The sequence below is a fragment of the Bradyrhizobium erythrophlei genome, assembly GCF_042430365.1.
Taxonomy (GTDB): domain Bacteria; phylum Pseudomonadota; class Alphaproteobacteria; order Rhizobiales; family Xanthobacteraceae; genus Bradyrhizobium; species Bradyrhizobium erythrophlei.
The window spans coordinates 1-13,350 of sequence record NZ_JBHMET010000039.1 but is presented as its reverse complement, the minus strand read 5'-3'; the positions used below and the strand labels follow the sequence as shown (position 1 = coordinate 13,350).

At 64.7% G+C, this 13,350-nt stretch carries 12 protein-coding genes; 3 read left to right on the top strand and 9 right to left on the bottom strand.

Annotation, left to right across the window (positions count from 1 at the left end):
- Positions 1-10: 10 nt before the first annotated feature.
- The 5 genes from ACFFWD_RS06175 to ACFFWD_RS06155 all read right to left on the bottom strand — a co-directional run bounded on the left by ACFFWD_RS06175 (position 11) and on the right by ACFFWD_RS06155 (position 4,013).
- Entirely contained in the window at positions 11-337 is a 327-nt protein-coding gene (locus tag ACFFWD_RS06175; protein ID WP_376962514.1) for an HPr family phosphocarrier protein, read from the bottom strand.
- Positions 334-735, bottom strand: a complete 402-nt coding sequence (locus tag ACFFWD_RS06170; protein ID WP_021076632.1) for a PTS sugar transporter subunit IIA — start codon at positions 733-735, stop codon at positions 334-336. The genes ACFFWD_RS06175 and ACFFWD_RS06170 overlap by 4 nt, the downstream gene beginning before the upstream one ends.
- A gap of 87 nt (positions 736-822) precedes the next feature.
- The gene (locus tag ACFFWD_RS06165) at positions 823-1,389 is read right to left on the bottom strand and encodes an HPr kinase/phosphorylase (protein ID WP_376962510.1); all 567 of its coding nucleotides are present in this window, start codon (positions 1,387-1,389) and stop codon (positions 823-825) included.
- Positions 1,386-3,197 carry a sensor histidine kinase gene (locus ACFFWD_RS06160; RefSeq protein WP_376962508.1) on the bottom strand — a complete coding sequence of 604 codons (1,812 nt, stop codon included), beginning with the start codon at positions 3,195-3,197 and terminating at the stop codon, positions 1,386-1,388. Before ACFFWD_RS06160 ends, ACFFWD_RS06165 begins: the two co-directional genes overlap by 4 nt.
- A 114-nt stretch (positions 3,198-3,311) precedes the next feature.
- Positions 3,312-4,013, bottom strand: a complete 702-nt coding sequence (locus tag ACFFWD_RS06155) for a response regulator transcription factor (protein ID WP_139479670.1) — start codon at positions 4,011-4,013, stop codon at positions 3,312-3,314.
- Positions 4,014-4,250: 237 nt separating this feature from the next.
- On the opposite strand from ACFFWD_RS06155, the gene ACFFWD_RS06150 reads away from it, so the two are divergent.
- Complete coding sequence (locus ACFFWD_RS06150; protein WP_376962505.1) at positions 4,251-4,985, top strand: HugZ family pyridoxamine 5'-phosphate oxidase; 735 nt, start codon at positions 4,251-4,253, stop codon at positions 4,983-4,985.
- A gap of 774 nt (positions 4,986-5,759) precedes the next feature.
- Complete coding sequence (locus ACFFWD_RS06145) at positions 5,760-7,376, top strand: phosphoenolpyruvate carboxykinase (RefSeq protein ID WP_376962503.1); 1,617 nt, start codon at positions 5,760-5,762, stop codon at positions 7,374-7,376.
- A gap of 113 nt (positions 7,377-7,489) precedes the next feature.
- Here the strand turns inward: ACFFWD_RS06145 and rocF are convergent, their stop codons facing one another.
- The 4 genes from rocF to ACFFWD_RS06125 form a co-directional block, all read right to left on the bottom strand.
- Positions 7,490-8,467: an arginase gene (rocF, locus tag ACFFWD_RS06140; protein WP_376962501.1), complete on the bottom strand. Its 978-nt coding sequence runs from the start codon at positions 8,465-8,467 to the stop codon at positions 7,490-7,492.
- Positions 8,468-8,583: 116 nt separating this feature from the next.
- On the bottom strand, positions 8,584-9,402 hold the full coding sequence (locus tag ACFFWD_RS06135; protein ID WP_376962499.1) for an acyl-CoA thioesterase: 819 nt from the start codon (positions 9,400-9,402) through the stop codon (positions 8,584-8,586).
- A gap of 129 nt (positions 9,403-9,531) precedes the next feature.
- On the bottom strand, positions 9,532-10,227 hold the full coding sequence (locus tag ACFFWD_RS06130; RefSeq protein WP_376962495.1) for an alpha/beta fold hydrolase: 696 nt from the start codon (positions 10,225-10,227) through the stop codon (positions 9,532-9,534).
- Positions 10,228-10,284: 57 nt separating this feature from the next.
- On the bottom strand, positions 10,285-12,804 hold the full coding sequence (locus tag ACFFWD_RS06125; RefSeq protein WP_376962767.1) for a glycogen/starch/alpha-glucan phosphorylase: 2,520 nt from the start codon (positions 12,802-12,804) through the stop codon (positions 10,285-10,287).
- 209 nt (positions 12,805-13,013) lie between these two features.
- Here ACFFWD_RS06125 and ACFFWD_RS06120 point away from each other — a divergent pair, with 209 nt between their 5' ends.
- Positions 13,014-13,244, top strand: coding sequence for a hypothetical protein (locus ACFFWD_RS06120; RefSeq protein ID WP_376962493.1), 231 nt, complete (start codon positions 13,014-13,016; stop codon positions 13,242-13,244).
- The last annotated feature ends 106 nt before the right edge of the window (positions 13,245-13,350 follow it).

Sequence of the window (13,350 nt, the reverse complement as noted above, 5' to 3'; positions counted from 1 at the left end):
CGCGATGCGCCTAGGTGCCTTCTTCGTTGAACTTGCTGGCGACAAGCTCGGCGATCGCATTCAGCGCGGCTTCCGCTTCGGGGCCCTTGGCGGAGACAACGACCGACGTGCCGGGGCCGGCCGCGAGCATCATCAACCCCATGATCGAGGTGCCGCCGACGGTCTCGCCGCCGCGCGTGACCCAGACCTCGGCGTTGAAGCGTTCGACCATCTGGACGAATTTGGCCGAGGCACGCGCGTGCAGGCCGCGCTTATTGACGATCATGAGCTCGCGGGAAATGGCGCCCGCAGGCACGGCGGCTCCGACGTCGTATGTGCCCGGGGTTTCGTCGCTCATTTGCCGGCGAGAACGCGGCTGGCGATGGTGACGTATTTGCGGCCGGCTTCCTGGGCCATCGCGATCGCGTCGGGCAACGAGCGCTCCTCGCGGACCTTGGCAAGCTTGACCAGCATGGGAAGGTTAATGCCTGCGAGCACCTCGACCTTCGGGCGGCTCATACAGGAGATCGCAAGGTTCGACGGCGTGCCGCCGAACATGTCGGTGAGGATGGCGACGCCATCGCCGCTGTCGACGCGATTCACCGCTTCGATGATGTCGCTTCGACAGAGATCGGAGTCGTCCTCCGCTCCGATCGTAATTGCTTCAATTTGTTTCTGCGGACCCATGACGTGTTCAAGCGCAGCTCTGAACTCGTCGGCAAGGCGCCCATGGGTCACCAGCACTAGACCAATCATCGGAAACTCCTCGCGGGCGCTTTTTGGTGCACCGCACGAACGCGCCACTTTGACCATCCAGAGGCCCTGCGCAAGAGGGCATCTTGGCTAGTCTCCCGGTTCCTGGCGGTAGAGAGGGGAGGCTGCGCCGACCGAATCGGACGCAATAGTGGATGTGATATGGTTACCAATTCCCTGTGCACAATCTTCCGCAAGATTACGGGGGGATGAACTTTCAGTTGTCGTCAGCGCCGCGACAACCAGCGGCAGGGGGTGAAAACCGGCTCCGACGGGGATTCTCGGTAACAAAACACCGTTGATGCGGCTCCTGAGCGCTTCCGGCGGGGGCAGCCGCTCCGCGTCGTCGGCCGCGAGGTCGACCACGAGACCGACCACAGCCTCGGCGGCGAACGCACAGCGGCGGATTCCGAGGCCGTGGATTTCGATCAAGCCGGCCAATTCGGGCGCCGGGCGGACCCACAATTGTTCGCCGGCTGTGTCGAGATGGACACGGTCGTCGCCCACCAAAATGGCCGATGGAAGCTGTCCGGAGCGCCCGGCAAGAATCAGATCGAAGGCCAAACGCGACTTGCCGGAGCCGGAGGGGCCGCGGATCAGCACCGCGCGGGTGCCGATCAGGACGGCGGAGGCGTGCACGCTCGGCGTGCGGCTCATAGCGCTGGCAGCCTGACCACGAAGCGCGCGCCGGCCACCGTGAGCTGGCCGTCCTCGTCGACGGGGCCGAGACGGTTCTCCGCCCAGATGCGCCCGCCATGCGCCTCGATGATCTGCTTGGAGATCGAGAGCCCAAGGCCGGAGTTCTGGCCGAAGCCCTGGTGCGGCCGGTCGGTGTAGAAGCGCTCAAAGATCCGCTCCAGCGCATCTGCGCCGATGCCGGGGCCGTCATCGTCGACGACGATCTCGATCTCGCCGCGCGTGCGGCGGCAGACGATGCGCACCTTGTCGCCGGGCTTGGAGAACGACTGCGCGTTCGACAGCAGGTTCGAGATCACCTGGCCGAGCCGTGAGTCATGGCCGGGCACAGAGAATGTGTCGGTCGGGCCGCGACCTTCGAAGCGCGCCTCGACGGCGACATCGTGGCCGAGCCGCGTCTCGTTGGCGACGCCGACAAGCGTCGTGAGCAGGCGGCGCAGATCGACCGGCGCCATGTCCTGCCGCTGCAATTCGGCATCGAGGCGGCTCGCATCGGAGATGTCGGATATCAGGCGATCGAGCCGCTTGACGTCGTGCTCGATCACGGCGAGCAGCCGGGCACGGCTGTTCTCGTTGCGCGCCAGCGGCAGCGTCTCGACCGCGGAGCGCAGCGAGGTCAGCGGGTTCTTCAATTCATGCGCGACGTCGGCGGCGAACATCTCGATCGCCTCGATGCGGCTGTACAGCGCGTTCGTCATGTCGCGCAGCGCGCCGGAGAGATGGCCGATCTCGTCGCGCCGGCCGGTGAAGTCGGGGATTTCGACGCGGGTCTGGATGCGGCGGCGGACCCGCTCGGCGCCGTCGGCAAGCCGCCGCACCGGGCCGGCGATGGTGCTGGCGAGCAACAGCGACAGCACGATCATCACAGCGGAAGCGACGCCGCCGATCTTCAGGATGGCGAGGCGTTCGGACGTCACCAACTGGTCGATGTCGTCGCCCTGGGTGGTCAGCATCAGTGCGCCGCGCACGGCGCGGAAATGCTGAACCGGGACTGCGACCGACACCACCACGGCGCCGCGTTCAGTGACGCGCACCATGCTGCTCTTCATGCCTTCGAGCGATTGCGCGACTTCGGGATAGCCCCTGCCGCCTTCGGGCCCGAGCTCGCGATAGATCGGCAGGTCGCCACGGTTCAACCAGGTCTTGATCGCGGTCTTGGTCTTCTCGAACAGGGAGGGCTTTTCCGACGGCGGCGGCAGCTCGAAGCGCAGCACGTCGCCGCGCGCGAACAGGTTGCGGCTGTCGAGGATCAGCCCGCCGTCGCGGTCGAAGATGCGGGCGCGCGTCTTGGTCGGCGCGATCAGGCGGCGCAGCACCGGCGCCACGCGCTCGGGATTGATCGGGAAGTCGGCCGATTCATCCGGCGTGCCGACGCTTTCGCCGAGCTTCAGATCGAGCAGGCGGTCGGGATCGAAGGTCGTGGTGTTGCCCTCGGCGGTCGCCGAGGTCGCGATCGCTTCCGAGATGATCTCGGCATAGACGAGCAGGCTCTGGGTGCGCGCCTCGATCAGGCCGGCACGGAATTGCGAGAGGTAGAGGATGCTCGCCACCAGCGCGACGAGGCCGGCGAGGTTGAGCGAAACGATGCGGCGCGTCAGGCTCGAGAACGACAGCGCGAAGAAGAACTGGCCGGCGCGGCGCAGCCAGTCGAGCGGGCGCCAGCCTTTCTCCTGCGCCAGTACGGTGTCGTCGGCCGCGAGGTCCTGTTCGAGGAGCTGTGCGGCGTCCTCGCTGGTCAGGCCCTGCTCTGGCTGCGTTCGATCAAGCACAGGCAAAACTGCCGGTTGGTTTGGATGTCGTCCCGTGAAGCATGTGATCGCCCGCGTCAGCCTACCCCAGCCGCGCGGGCTCTGTCAGTTAACAAGCCGTTCCGAAAGTGCAGATCAGGCTTCCTTGAAGCGATAGCCAACGCCGTAGAGCGTCTCGATCATCTCGAACTCGTCGTCGACCACCTTGAACTTCTTGCGCAGCCGCTTGATGTGGCTGTCGATGGTGCGGTCGTCGACATAGACCTGGTCGTCATAGGCCGCGTCCATCAGCGCGTTGCGGCTCTTCACCACGCCCGGGCGGGTGGCGAGCGCCTGCAGGATCAGGAATTCGGTCACCGTCAGCGTCACCGGCTCGTTCTTCCAGGTGCAGGTGTGGCGCTCCGGGTCCATCCGCAAAAGGCCGCGGTCGAGCGCGCGGGCGTCCGGCTCCTTCGGCGGGGCGGTCGGATCCTTGGGCTGGCCGCGGCGGAGCACGGCCTTGACGCGTTCCACCAGCAGGCGCTGGGAGAACGGCTTGCGGATGAAATCGTCGGCGCCCATTTTCAGGCCGAACAATTCGTCGATCTCCTCATCCTTGGAGGTGAGGAAGATCACCGGCAGATCCGATTTCTGGCGCAGCCGCCGCAGCGTCTCCATGCCGTCCATGCGCGGCATCTTGATGTCGAGGATCGCCAGATCGGGCGGCGAGGTGCGAAAACCATCCAGCGCCGACGCACCATCCGTGTAGGTCATGATGCGATAGCCTTCGGCCTCGAGCGCGATCGAGACGGAAGTGAGAATGTTGCGGTCGTCGTCGACCAGGGCGATTGTGGGCATGAGCTGCTTTCACAATGAGAGTGGCTTAAACGGCGGGCATTCCAGCAACGCGCCGTACAAATGGGCTTCGAACGCGGCCAACGAGCGATGCAAGCTTGGCTGAAGTGTGACCGAGTTCCCAAGAACGCTTCTGCGGTCCGAGCGTTCCAACCCCCATATAGCACCCTGAGACCATGAGGAAAGGCCCTTTTTGGGATAAGAAAAGGGCCGTTTTTGCAATGAGATGGCTGCCAAACCATGCAACCGACCGCTGATTTCGACCCCGCAAGGCTCGCTCGCTCGCTGCTTCGCCGCAGCCGCCAGGGAGCGCTCGCCACGCTCTCGGCCGGCAGCGGCGACCCCTATTGTTCCCTGGTCAATGTCGCCAGCCATCCTGATGGCTCGCCGATTCTTTTGATCTCGCGGCTGGCGCTGCATACCAAGAACCTCTTGGCGGACAACAGGGTCTCGCTGATGCTCGACGAGCGCGCCGCGGGCGATCCGCTGGAGAGGGCCCGCATCATGCTGGCGGGGCGGGCCGAGGAGGCACCCGAAGCCGCCATCGACCTCCTGCGGCGGCGTTACCTCAATGCCCATCCATCGGCTGAAGCTTTTGCAGGATTTAAGGATTTTTCGTTCTTCCAGATTCGGCCCACAGGCGCGCATCTGGTCGCGGGCTTTGGCCGCATTGTCGACCTCAAGCCGGAGCAATTCCTGACCGCGATCGGCGATGCCGCCGCCCTGCTGGAGGCCGAGCCGGGCGCCGTCGCACATATGAATGAAGGCCACCGCGAGGCCATGAACCTCTATGCCACGCGCCTGCTTGGCGCCGAGAGCGCGGATTGGACCTGCACCGGCTGCGATCCCGACGGCATGGACATGCAGGCTGGCGGCAAGACACTGCGGCTCGACTTCCCGGAGCGGGTCACCAGCGGCACTGAGCTGCGCAAGATGCTGGTCCGGCTCGCCGGCGAGGCCCGCGCCAAGGAGTAATTTCAGCGGGGATTTTTGGGGGATGATCTTTGGCCCGGCCGGCGCCGCCGCGAGGCATCATGTCGCACGGCCGTTGCTCCGTGCGCGCGCTCCAAGGACAGCGATGCGCCGGCGCCTGTGAGATTGCGCTGTCACGCTGACGTCACGCTATCGTTGGCACTTTTGCGAACATCGGCATGATAGCGCCATCATTTGTGGACTGGCGATGCCGGATGCGTCTCCGAGATCGTCTCCGAATGTGCAATCAGGTTGCGCGCATTCGCGTGCATGGCGAGTGCAAGGCCGATGACCAGCTTCGGCGATCCCGGCTTCAATCACTCGCATCAACGGGTGCTATCCGCGTGCGATACGATCGCTGGCGACAAGCCTCGCGCCGACGTGTTGTCCCGCCGAACAAAACATTACTTTCGTGCCGAAGGATTTGACGGCCCGCAACGCGCGTGGTCGTGCGCCAGCTGAATGGCACTCTTTGTGCATCGCAACGCCGTAGTTTTCCGGGAACAGCGACTGAACGTCGCGTGACTCCTGGGAATACAACGGGCAACCGAAAGCCAAACGAAAGGCTCCCGCGCTGCGGCAAGTATTTGCATATGACGATGTGGCTGCCATGGAATAAACCAAAACCCGGTCGACTAGCTTGGCAAGCCCGGCGATCCCCACTATTAGGTCGCCGGACCGGGGCCAGAGGGCTATATTCACAGAGCGGTCACCGCGACGGGGGCGCGTTTGGCGACATTCGCGCGAACAGGATACGCGGTTTCGAGGAGGTAATTCGTGCAAGAGACGGGCGTGCATAACGGTGCCTTTGGCGCCGATAAATTCGGCTTAAAAAATCTCAAGGGCGTCTACTGGAACTTCGGTGCGCCTCAGCTTTACGAGCATTCGCTGCGCAATGGCGAAGCGGTGCTCTCGGCCGACGGCGCGCTCTGCGCTGATACCGGCGTGTTCACCGGCCGCAGCCCGAAGGACAAGTTCACGGTCCGCGATGATCTGACCGACAAGAACATGTGGTGGGCCGGCAACCAGTCCATCACCTCGGAGCAGTTCGCCACGCTCCATGCCGACTTCCTCAAGCATGCCGAAGGCATGACGCTGTTCGCGCAGGACCTCTACGGCGGCGCCGATCCGAAGCACCGGATCAAGACACGCGTCTTCACCGAGCTTGCCTGGCACTCGCTGTTCATCCGCACGCTGTTGATCCGTCCCGAGGTGTCGGAGCTCGCGAGCTTCGTGCCCGAACTCACCATCATCGACCTGCCGAGCTTCCGCGCCGATCCGAAGCGCCACGGCTGCAAGTCGGAAAACGTCGTCGCCATCGATTTCGCCCGCAAGATCGTCCTGATCGGCGGCTCGCAATATGCCGGCGAGATGAAGAAGAGCGTGTTCACCACGCTGAACTATTACCTGCCCGAGAAGGGCGTGATGCCGATGCACTGCTCGGCCAATGTCGGTCCCGACGGCGACACCGCGATCTTCTTCGGTCTCTCGGGCACCGGCAAGACCACGCTGTCGGCCGATCCCAAGCGCACGCTGATCGGCGATGACGAGCATGGCTGGAGCGAGGACGGCGTCTTCAATTTCGAAGGCGGCTGCTACGCCAAGTGCATCAAGCTGTCAGGCGAGGCCGAGCCTGAAATCTACGCCGCCAGCAAGCGCTTCGGCGCGGTGCTGGAGAACGTCGTGCTCGGCGAGAGCAACCGCGTGCCCGACTTCGACGACGGCTCCAAGACCGAGAACACCCGCTCGGCCTATCCGCTCGATTTCATCCCCAACGCCTCGCGCACCGGCTGCGCGCCGCACCCGAAGAACGTGGTGATGCTCGCCGCCGACGCGTTCGGCGTGATGCCGCCGATCGCCAAGCTGACGCCGGCGCAGGCGATGTATCACTTCCTGTCCGGCTACACCGCGAAGGTCGCCGGCACCGAGCGCGGTCTCGGCAACGAGCCGCAGCCGGAATTCTCCACCTGCTTCGGTTCGCCGTTCCTGCCGCGCGATCCGTCGGTCTACGGCAACATGCTGCGCGAGCTGATTGCCAAGCACAATGTCGATTGCTGGCTGGTCAACACCGGCTGGACCGGCGGCAAGTACGGCACCGGTCGCCGCATGCCGATCAAGGTGACGCGTGCGCTGCTCACCGCCGCGCTGAACGGTAGCTTGCGCAACGGCGAGTTCCGCACCGACAAGTATTTCGGCTTCGCTGTGCCGACCTCGCTGCCTGGCGTCGAGCCGGACATCCTCGATCCGATCAAGACCTGGGCCGACAAGGCCGAGTTCGACAAGACCGCGCGTGCGCTGGTCGGCATGTTCCAGAAGAACTTCGCGAAGTTCGAGGCGCAGGTCGACGCCGAAGTCCGCGCCGCGGCGCCGGAAGTGAAGATCGCCGCGGAATAATCCGCGCAATGATACGTGATATGAAAAGGCGGCCCTCGTGGCCGCCTTTTCTGTTTCGGCTGTTCCGTCGCCGCGCCGATATCCCTGCCCGTCACCCTGACCTGGTGCACGGGCTACTCACCCATATCCGGCAGCACGGCGTTCGTCGGCGTCGGGCGATCGGTGATTTGCAGGCCGAACAGGCTGCCGATCAATTCGACCGCGACGCGCGCGGTACGGCCGCGCTCGTCGAGGAACGGATTGAGCTCGACGATATCGAGCGAGCGCACCAGGCCGGAATCGTGCAACAGCTCCATGATCAGATGCGCCTCGCGGTAGGTCGCGCCTCCGGGCACCGTGGTGCCGACGCCGGGCGCGACTGCAGGATCGAGGAAGTCGACATCGAAGGAGACGTGCAGCACGCCGTTCTTCGCCTTGACGCGGTCGATCACGCGGCGGATCAGCACGGCGACGCCGAACTCGTCGATCTGGCGCATGTCGGCGATCGAGACCTTCCGTTGCCGCAACAATTTGCGCTCCAGCGGATCGATCGAGCGGGTGCCGATCATCTCGAGCTGGTCGGGCGGTATCGAGGCGCGCGGCAGCCCGCCGAGCAGATCGTCGAGTCCATCCTCGCCGCACAGGAAGGCCGCCGACATACCGTGCATGTTTCCGGTGATGGTGGTGGCCGGCGTGTTGTAGTCGGCATGCGCATCAACCCACAGCGCGAACAGTGGCCGGCCCTGCTCCTGCCAGTAGCGTGCGACGCCGTTGATCGATCCCATCGACAATGAGTGGTCGCCGCCCATGAAGATCGGAATCGCGCCGGAACGCGCCAGCCAATAGGCGCGCTCGGAGAGAGCGCGGGTCCAGGTCTTCACCTCATCATAGAATTTTGTGTTTGCCGGGGCCGGGGCGTCGGTGACAACGGCCGGGATCGCAAGATTGCCGTGGTCGTCGACGCGGAAATCCAACTGCTCGAGCACGCGGGCGATCCCGGCCGTGCGCAGCGCGTCCGGTCCCATGAGCGGGCCGGCCTGCGCCGCGCCGATCTCGATAGGAACGCCAAGCAAGGCAATGCGCGAGGGTCTGGACGTGTCGGCTTCGGACATGCGGCAGGGCTCCCAAAGGCGTGGAACAGAAGCGACGCACCAATGTTCCTTCAACCCTTGAAATAGGCAATCCGGTCAAATTCGACCATGTGGATAGTTTGCCTCGCCTGCGCCGCCTAAGCCTTGAAATAGGCGATTTGCGTCGTGGTTGCGAGCAGGCGGCCGGACGGTGACCACAATTCGCCGTGCTGGTCGCCGTAACTCTTGTGGAAAATCCGCCCGTCGGCCGCCGCCAGCACGCGGGTGGCGCCCTCCGCGGCGAGGTCGTCGGTGTCGACATGGAAATAGGTCGTCAGCGACACCGTGCCGAACGGGACCAGCTCGCGCCGCGCGTGGAAGACGCGGCCGAAGAAGGCGTCCGACATCGACATCAGCGACAGCGCGTCGAGCCTGCGCGGCACGCGGTCGGCGATCCACAGCTTCGAATAGGCTGACGACGGCGGGTTTGTCGGTCCGCTCCTGAGCTTCGGCTCGCCCGCGACGAAGCGGAAGTCGTACTGCTTGACCCAGGACATTGCGAGGCTCGGAAACGGCAGCGTCTCTTCGAACGGCGTCGCGCCCGGAAAGTCGGCCTGCTGGTGCGACCATGACGGCCGCCGCTCGGCGAACACGGCGGTGGCGAGCGTGACGACGTCGCCGCCGCCCTGCGTCATCTCCACGCTCCAGTGCTGGCTCGAGCGGTTGGCCTTCACCAGGCGGACGTCGAGATCGAACGTGCCTTCGGCGACCGGCGCGCAATAATTGACTGTCAGCGCCAGCGGATCGCCCGCGCGCTGCGGATGCTGGATCAGGGCCCGCAGGATCGTCGCGGCGGTACAGCCGCCAAACGGGCCGACGAAGGCCCAGTAATCCGGGCTGGTCCGCCCCTGCCAGCGGCTGTCGCCGGCCGTAACTGCTGTGGCTTCGTCGAAGAGGTGCGGGGTCTTGGTGAGCATCAAATCCTCAAGTGCAACTAACGCTCGCAATGACGGCGCGGCGGGTCAGTACCAGTATCCCGGCAGCCGCCCCGAGTTCAATGACGCGGGAGGCAATGAATTTCCGCGTGCCGGGATTGCATGGGTCCGTCACTGGTCCATGGGAGCGCAAAAATCGTCGATTGCCCTGGCAGCTTCGTCGGGATGAGTTGCCAGCAGCATATGCGCGGCTTCGAACCGATGGATTTGGCAACGCGGCTGCTCAGCCAGGATCTCATCGACTTGTCTCCGTCTCACCAGTCGGTCGGAGCGACCGTGCAGACACAGCACCGGGCAGGTGATCGCCCGTAGTCGACTGCGCTTGTCCACGCGAAGCACGTCGCGGAAGCGCCGCTGGAGAACCTTATGAGGCAGGTTCGCGAGGATGCGGCAAAGGCGAGCGGTGAGTTCGGGCGTCGCCGTTGATCCCATCAGCGCCGCGGCGATGATGCCCTTCGGGAGCCATCTGAAGTCGATGAGGGGAGCAAGCGCGGCGAACTGCGCCGGTATCGGATGTCGCGCGAAGCTCGATGCCAGGACCAGCCCAACGACACGGGGATCGGCGGCGGCTAGCTCGATCGCGATCGGCCCGGAAAAGGATTCGCCGAGGATGACGAACGGGCGATCCGGCGTGCGCTCCACGACGTAAGCGGCCAATTGATCGTAGCCCAGCGGTCGGTCGAGCGGGTACGCGCACACCTGGACAGGGCGAACTAGCGCGAGCCTCTCTGCGAGACTTCCCAACAACTCGCCTGTTCCGTCCATGCCCGGCAAAAGGATGATCGGAGTGGCGTCGGACGCGCTCATCAGGCCATCACAGCACGTCGCGGCTCAAGCAGGGACCGGGCAGATTGCACGCGCGTCCTATCCCTTCGCCTCGCGCTTGGCGCCGAGCTGTGGTGACGCGGTCGGGTGGACCGGCACGTGCCAGATGTCCTCGGCGTATTCGCGGATGGTGCGGTCGGAGGAGAACCACGGCATCCGCGCGACGTTGAGGATCGAGGCACGGGTCCAGGCCGGCATCACCTGCCAGCGGGCGTCGATGCCGCGCTGCGCCGAAAAGTAGGAGTCGAAGTCGGCCGACACCATGTAGTGGTCGAGATAGCGCAGCGCATGCCCGATCGAGGCGAAGCGGGCGGGATCGCCGGGCGAGAACGCGCCGCTCTCGATGGCGTGGATCGCGCGATCGAGCCGCGGCGATTTCTCGATCACGTCGCTGGCATCCAGCCCCTGCTTGCGGCGGACCATCACGTCGCCGGCTTCCATACCGAAGATCGCGATGTTCTCCGCGCCGACCCAGTCGCGGATCTCGATATTGGCGCCGTCGAGCGTGCCGATGGTCAGCGCGCCGTTGAGCGCGAGCTTCATGTTGCCGGTGCCGGAGGCTTCCATGCCCGCGGTCGAGATCTGCTCTGAAAGGTCGGCGGCCGGGATGATCACCTCGGCGAGGCTGACATTGTAGTCGGCGAGGAAGGCGACCTTCAGCCTGCCGCCGAGCACAGGGTCGTTGTTCACGACTTCGGCGACGTCATTGATCAGCTTGATGATCAGCTTGGCGTAGCGGTAGCTCGCCGCGGCCTTGCCGGCGAAGATTTTGACCCGCGGTACCCAGTCGCGTTGCGGCTCGTCCTTCATGTCATGATAGAGCGCGATCGTCTCCACGATGTTGAGCAGTTGCCGCTTGTATTCATGGATGCGCTTGATCTGCACGTCGAACAGCGCCGACGGATCGACCTGGATGCCGTTGCGCTCGCGGATCAGCCGCGCCAGCGCCAGCTTGTTGTGGTGCTTGACGTCGCGGAAGCGCTTCTGGAACGCAAGGTCGCTGGAATGGCTTTCGAGGCGCTCGAGCAGCGAGAAGTCGTCGAGCACGGCCTCGCCGCAGGTCTCGCGCAACAGCGCGGTCAGGCGCGGGTTGGCCAGCATCAGCCAACGGCGGAAGGTAATGCCGTTGGTCTTGTTGGTGATGCGCTGGGGATAGAGATGGTGGAGATCGTGGAACACGGTCTCCTTCATCAGGTCGGAATGCATCGCCGAGACGCCGTTGATGCGGTGCGAGCCGACGAAGGCGAGCTGGCCCATCCGTACCCGGCGGCCGCTCCTCTCGTCGATCAGCGACACCGAGGCGCGGTATTCGATATCGCCGGGACAGCGCTCCTCGGCGAGCGCCAGATGCTGCACATTGATGCGGTAGATGATCTCGAGATGCCGCGGCAACAGCCGCTCGAACAGCTCGACCGGCCAGGTCTCCAGCGCCTCCGGCAGCAGCGTGTGGTTGGTGTAGGAGAAGGTGGCGACCGTGATCTTCCAGGCCTCGTCCCAGCGGTAGCTGTGCAGGTCGACGAGGATGCGCATCAGCTCCGCGACCGCGAGGCTCGGATGGGTGTCGTTGAGCTGCACGGCGGCCTTCATCGCAAGGCTGCGCAGCTGGCCGTCGGCGGAGAGGTGCCGTTTGACGAGGTCCTGCAGCGAGGCGGAGACGAAGAAATATTCCTGGCGCAGCCTGAGCTCGCGCCCCGCGGCGCTCTCGTCGTTCGGGTAGAGGAACTTGCAGATCGCTTCCGCGCGCGCCTGCTCGGCGCTGGCCGAGACGTAGTCGCCGCTGTTGAAGACGTCGAGGCTGAGCGGGTCGGGCGCGTGCGCCGACCACAGGCGGAGCGCGTTGACGTGCTGACCGCGCCAGCCGACGATCGGCGTGTCGTAGGCCATTGCCTCCACGGTTTCCGCCGGGTGCCAAATGGCGCGATCGCGGCCGCGGTCGTCGACATGTTCGACATGGCCGCCGAAATGGACGTTGTAGACCACCTCCGGCCGCTGCAATTCCCAGGGGTTGCCGAAGCCCAGCCATTCGTCCGGATATTCCTGCTGCCAGCCGTGGTTGATGATCTGGCGGAACAGGCCGAAATCGTAGCGGATGCCGTAGCCGATCGCGGGGATCGCAAGCGTCGCCATGCTCTCCATGAAGCAGGCGGCAAGCCGCCCTAGGCCGCCATTGCCGAGCGCGGCATCCGGCTCGCATTTGCGCAAATCCTGGAGGTCGACGCCGAGATCGCCGAGCGCGGCCTCGAACACCCTTAGCAGCCCCATATTGTTCAGCGCGTCGGTGAACAGGCGGCCGATCAGGAATTCGAGCGACAGGTAATAGACCCGCTTGGCGCCGGCGTCGTAGCTCTCCTTTTCCGCCGTCAGCCAGCGGTGCACGATACGGTCGCGCAGCGCCAGCGCTGCCGCCTTGTACCAGTCGCGCCGGGTCGCCATACCGGCGTCCTTGCCGATCGCAAGCCGGAGCTTGGCGAGGATCGCGCCCTTGATCTCGGCCAGCGCCAGCTCGTCGACGGGCTGGTTCAGAGCCGGGTGGTTTGTTTGTTCCTGCAACGCGCCAATCCCTGCCGTTCAGACTCATTACAATGATACGCTTACAATGATACGCGCGTTGCACTGCAACCGAAACCACCGGAAGCGTTGCCGTGCAACGCGCTGATATGATTTTATGCAAGGACCGGGCCGGTTTGAGGCATTCGGGCGCCACAAGATTGGTGTTAGGATCGACGCCGAAAGTCGAGATTCTGCGACCATTTGGCGGAGGAATCGTGATGAGATTGCTGATCGAGATCGCAGCCGCGGCGTTGCTCATGATCTGCATCACCGCCACCAGCGCTGCCTTTGCCGCCGGGACGAGCGGCCGCAGCGCCGACGGCCTCACCTGCAGCTTCTCGGTCCCGCAAAACGCCTCGCCGGCAGCGCGCTGCGCCGCCATCAAGCGCCAATGTGGCGGCAAGTTCTACGCGAATTATTGCGGGGACAGGCTGCTCTCGGCGATGTGACGATCGCTGCTGCCGAAATCTTGGCGATGTGATGCTGCCTCCACGACGTCGTCCTGGCGAAACAGGCCGTGTAGAAACGCTGGCGCGGCGGCTGGAGCTGAGATCA

Coding starts and splice junctions, on each gene's coding strand:
- ACFFWD_RS06175 (WP_376962514.1), bottom strand. CDS start 337: ATGAGCGACGAAACCCCGGGCACATACGACGTCGGAGCCGCCGTGCCT.
- ACFFWD_RS06170 (WP_021076632.1), bottom strand. CDS start 735: ATGATTGGTCTAGTGCTGGTGACCCATGGGCGCCTTGCCGACGAGTTC.
- ACFFWD_RS06165 (WP_376962510.1), bottom strand. CDS start 1,389: ATGAGCCGCACGCCGAGCGTGCACGCCTCCGCCGTCCTGATCGGCACC.
- ACFFWD_RS06155 (WP_139479670.1), bottom strand. CDS start 4,013: ATGCCCACAATCGCCCTGGTCGACGACGACCGCAACATTCTCACTTCC.
- ACFFWD_RS06150 (WP_376962505.1), top strand. CDS start 4,251: ATGCAACCGACCGCTGATTTCGACCCCGCAAGGCTCGCTCGCTCGCTG.
- rocF (WP_376962501.1), bottom strand. CDS start 8,467: ATGTCCGAAGCCGACACGTCCAGACCCTCGCGCATTGCCTTGCTTGGC.
- ACFFWD_RS06135 (WP_376962499.1), bottom strand. CDS start 9,402: ATGCTCACCAAGACCCCGCACCTCTTCGACGAAGCCACAGCAGTTACG.
- ACFFWD_RS06130 (WP_376962495.1), bottom strand. CDS start 10,227: ATGAGCGCGTCCGACGCCACTCCGATCATCCTTTTGCCGGGCATGGAC.
- ACFFWD_RS06120 (WP_376962493.1), top strand. CDS start 13,014: ATGAGATTGCTGATCGAGATCGCAGCCGCGGCGTTGCTCATGATCTGC.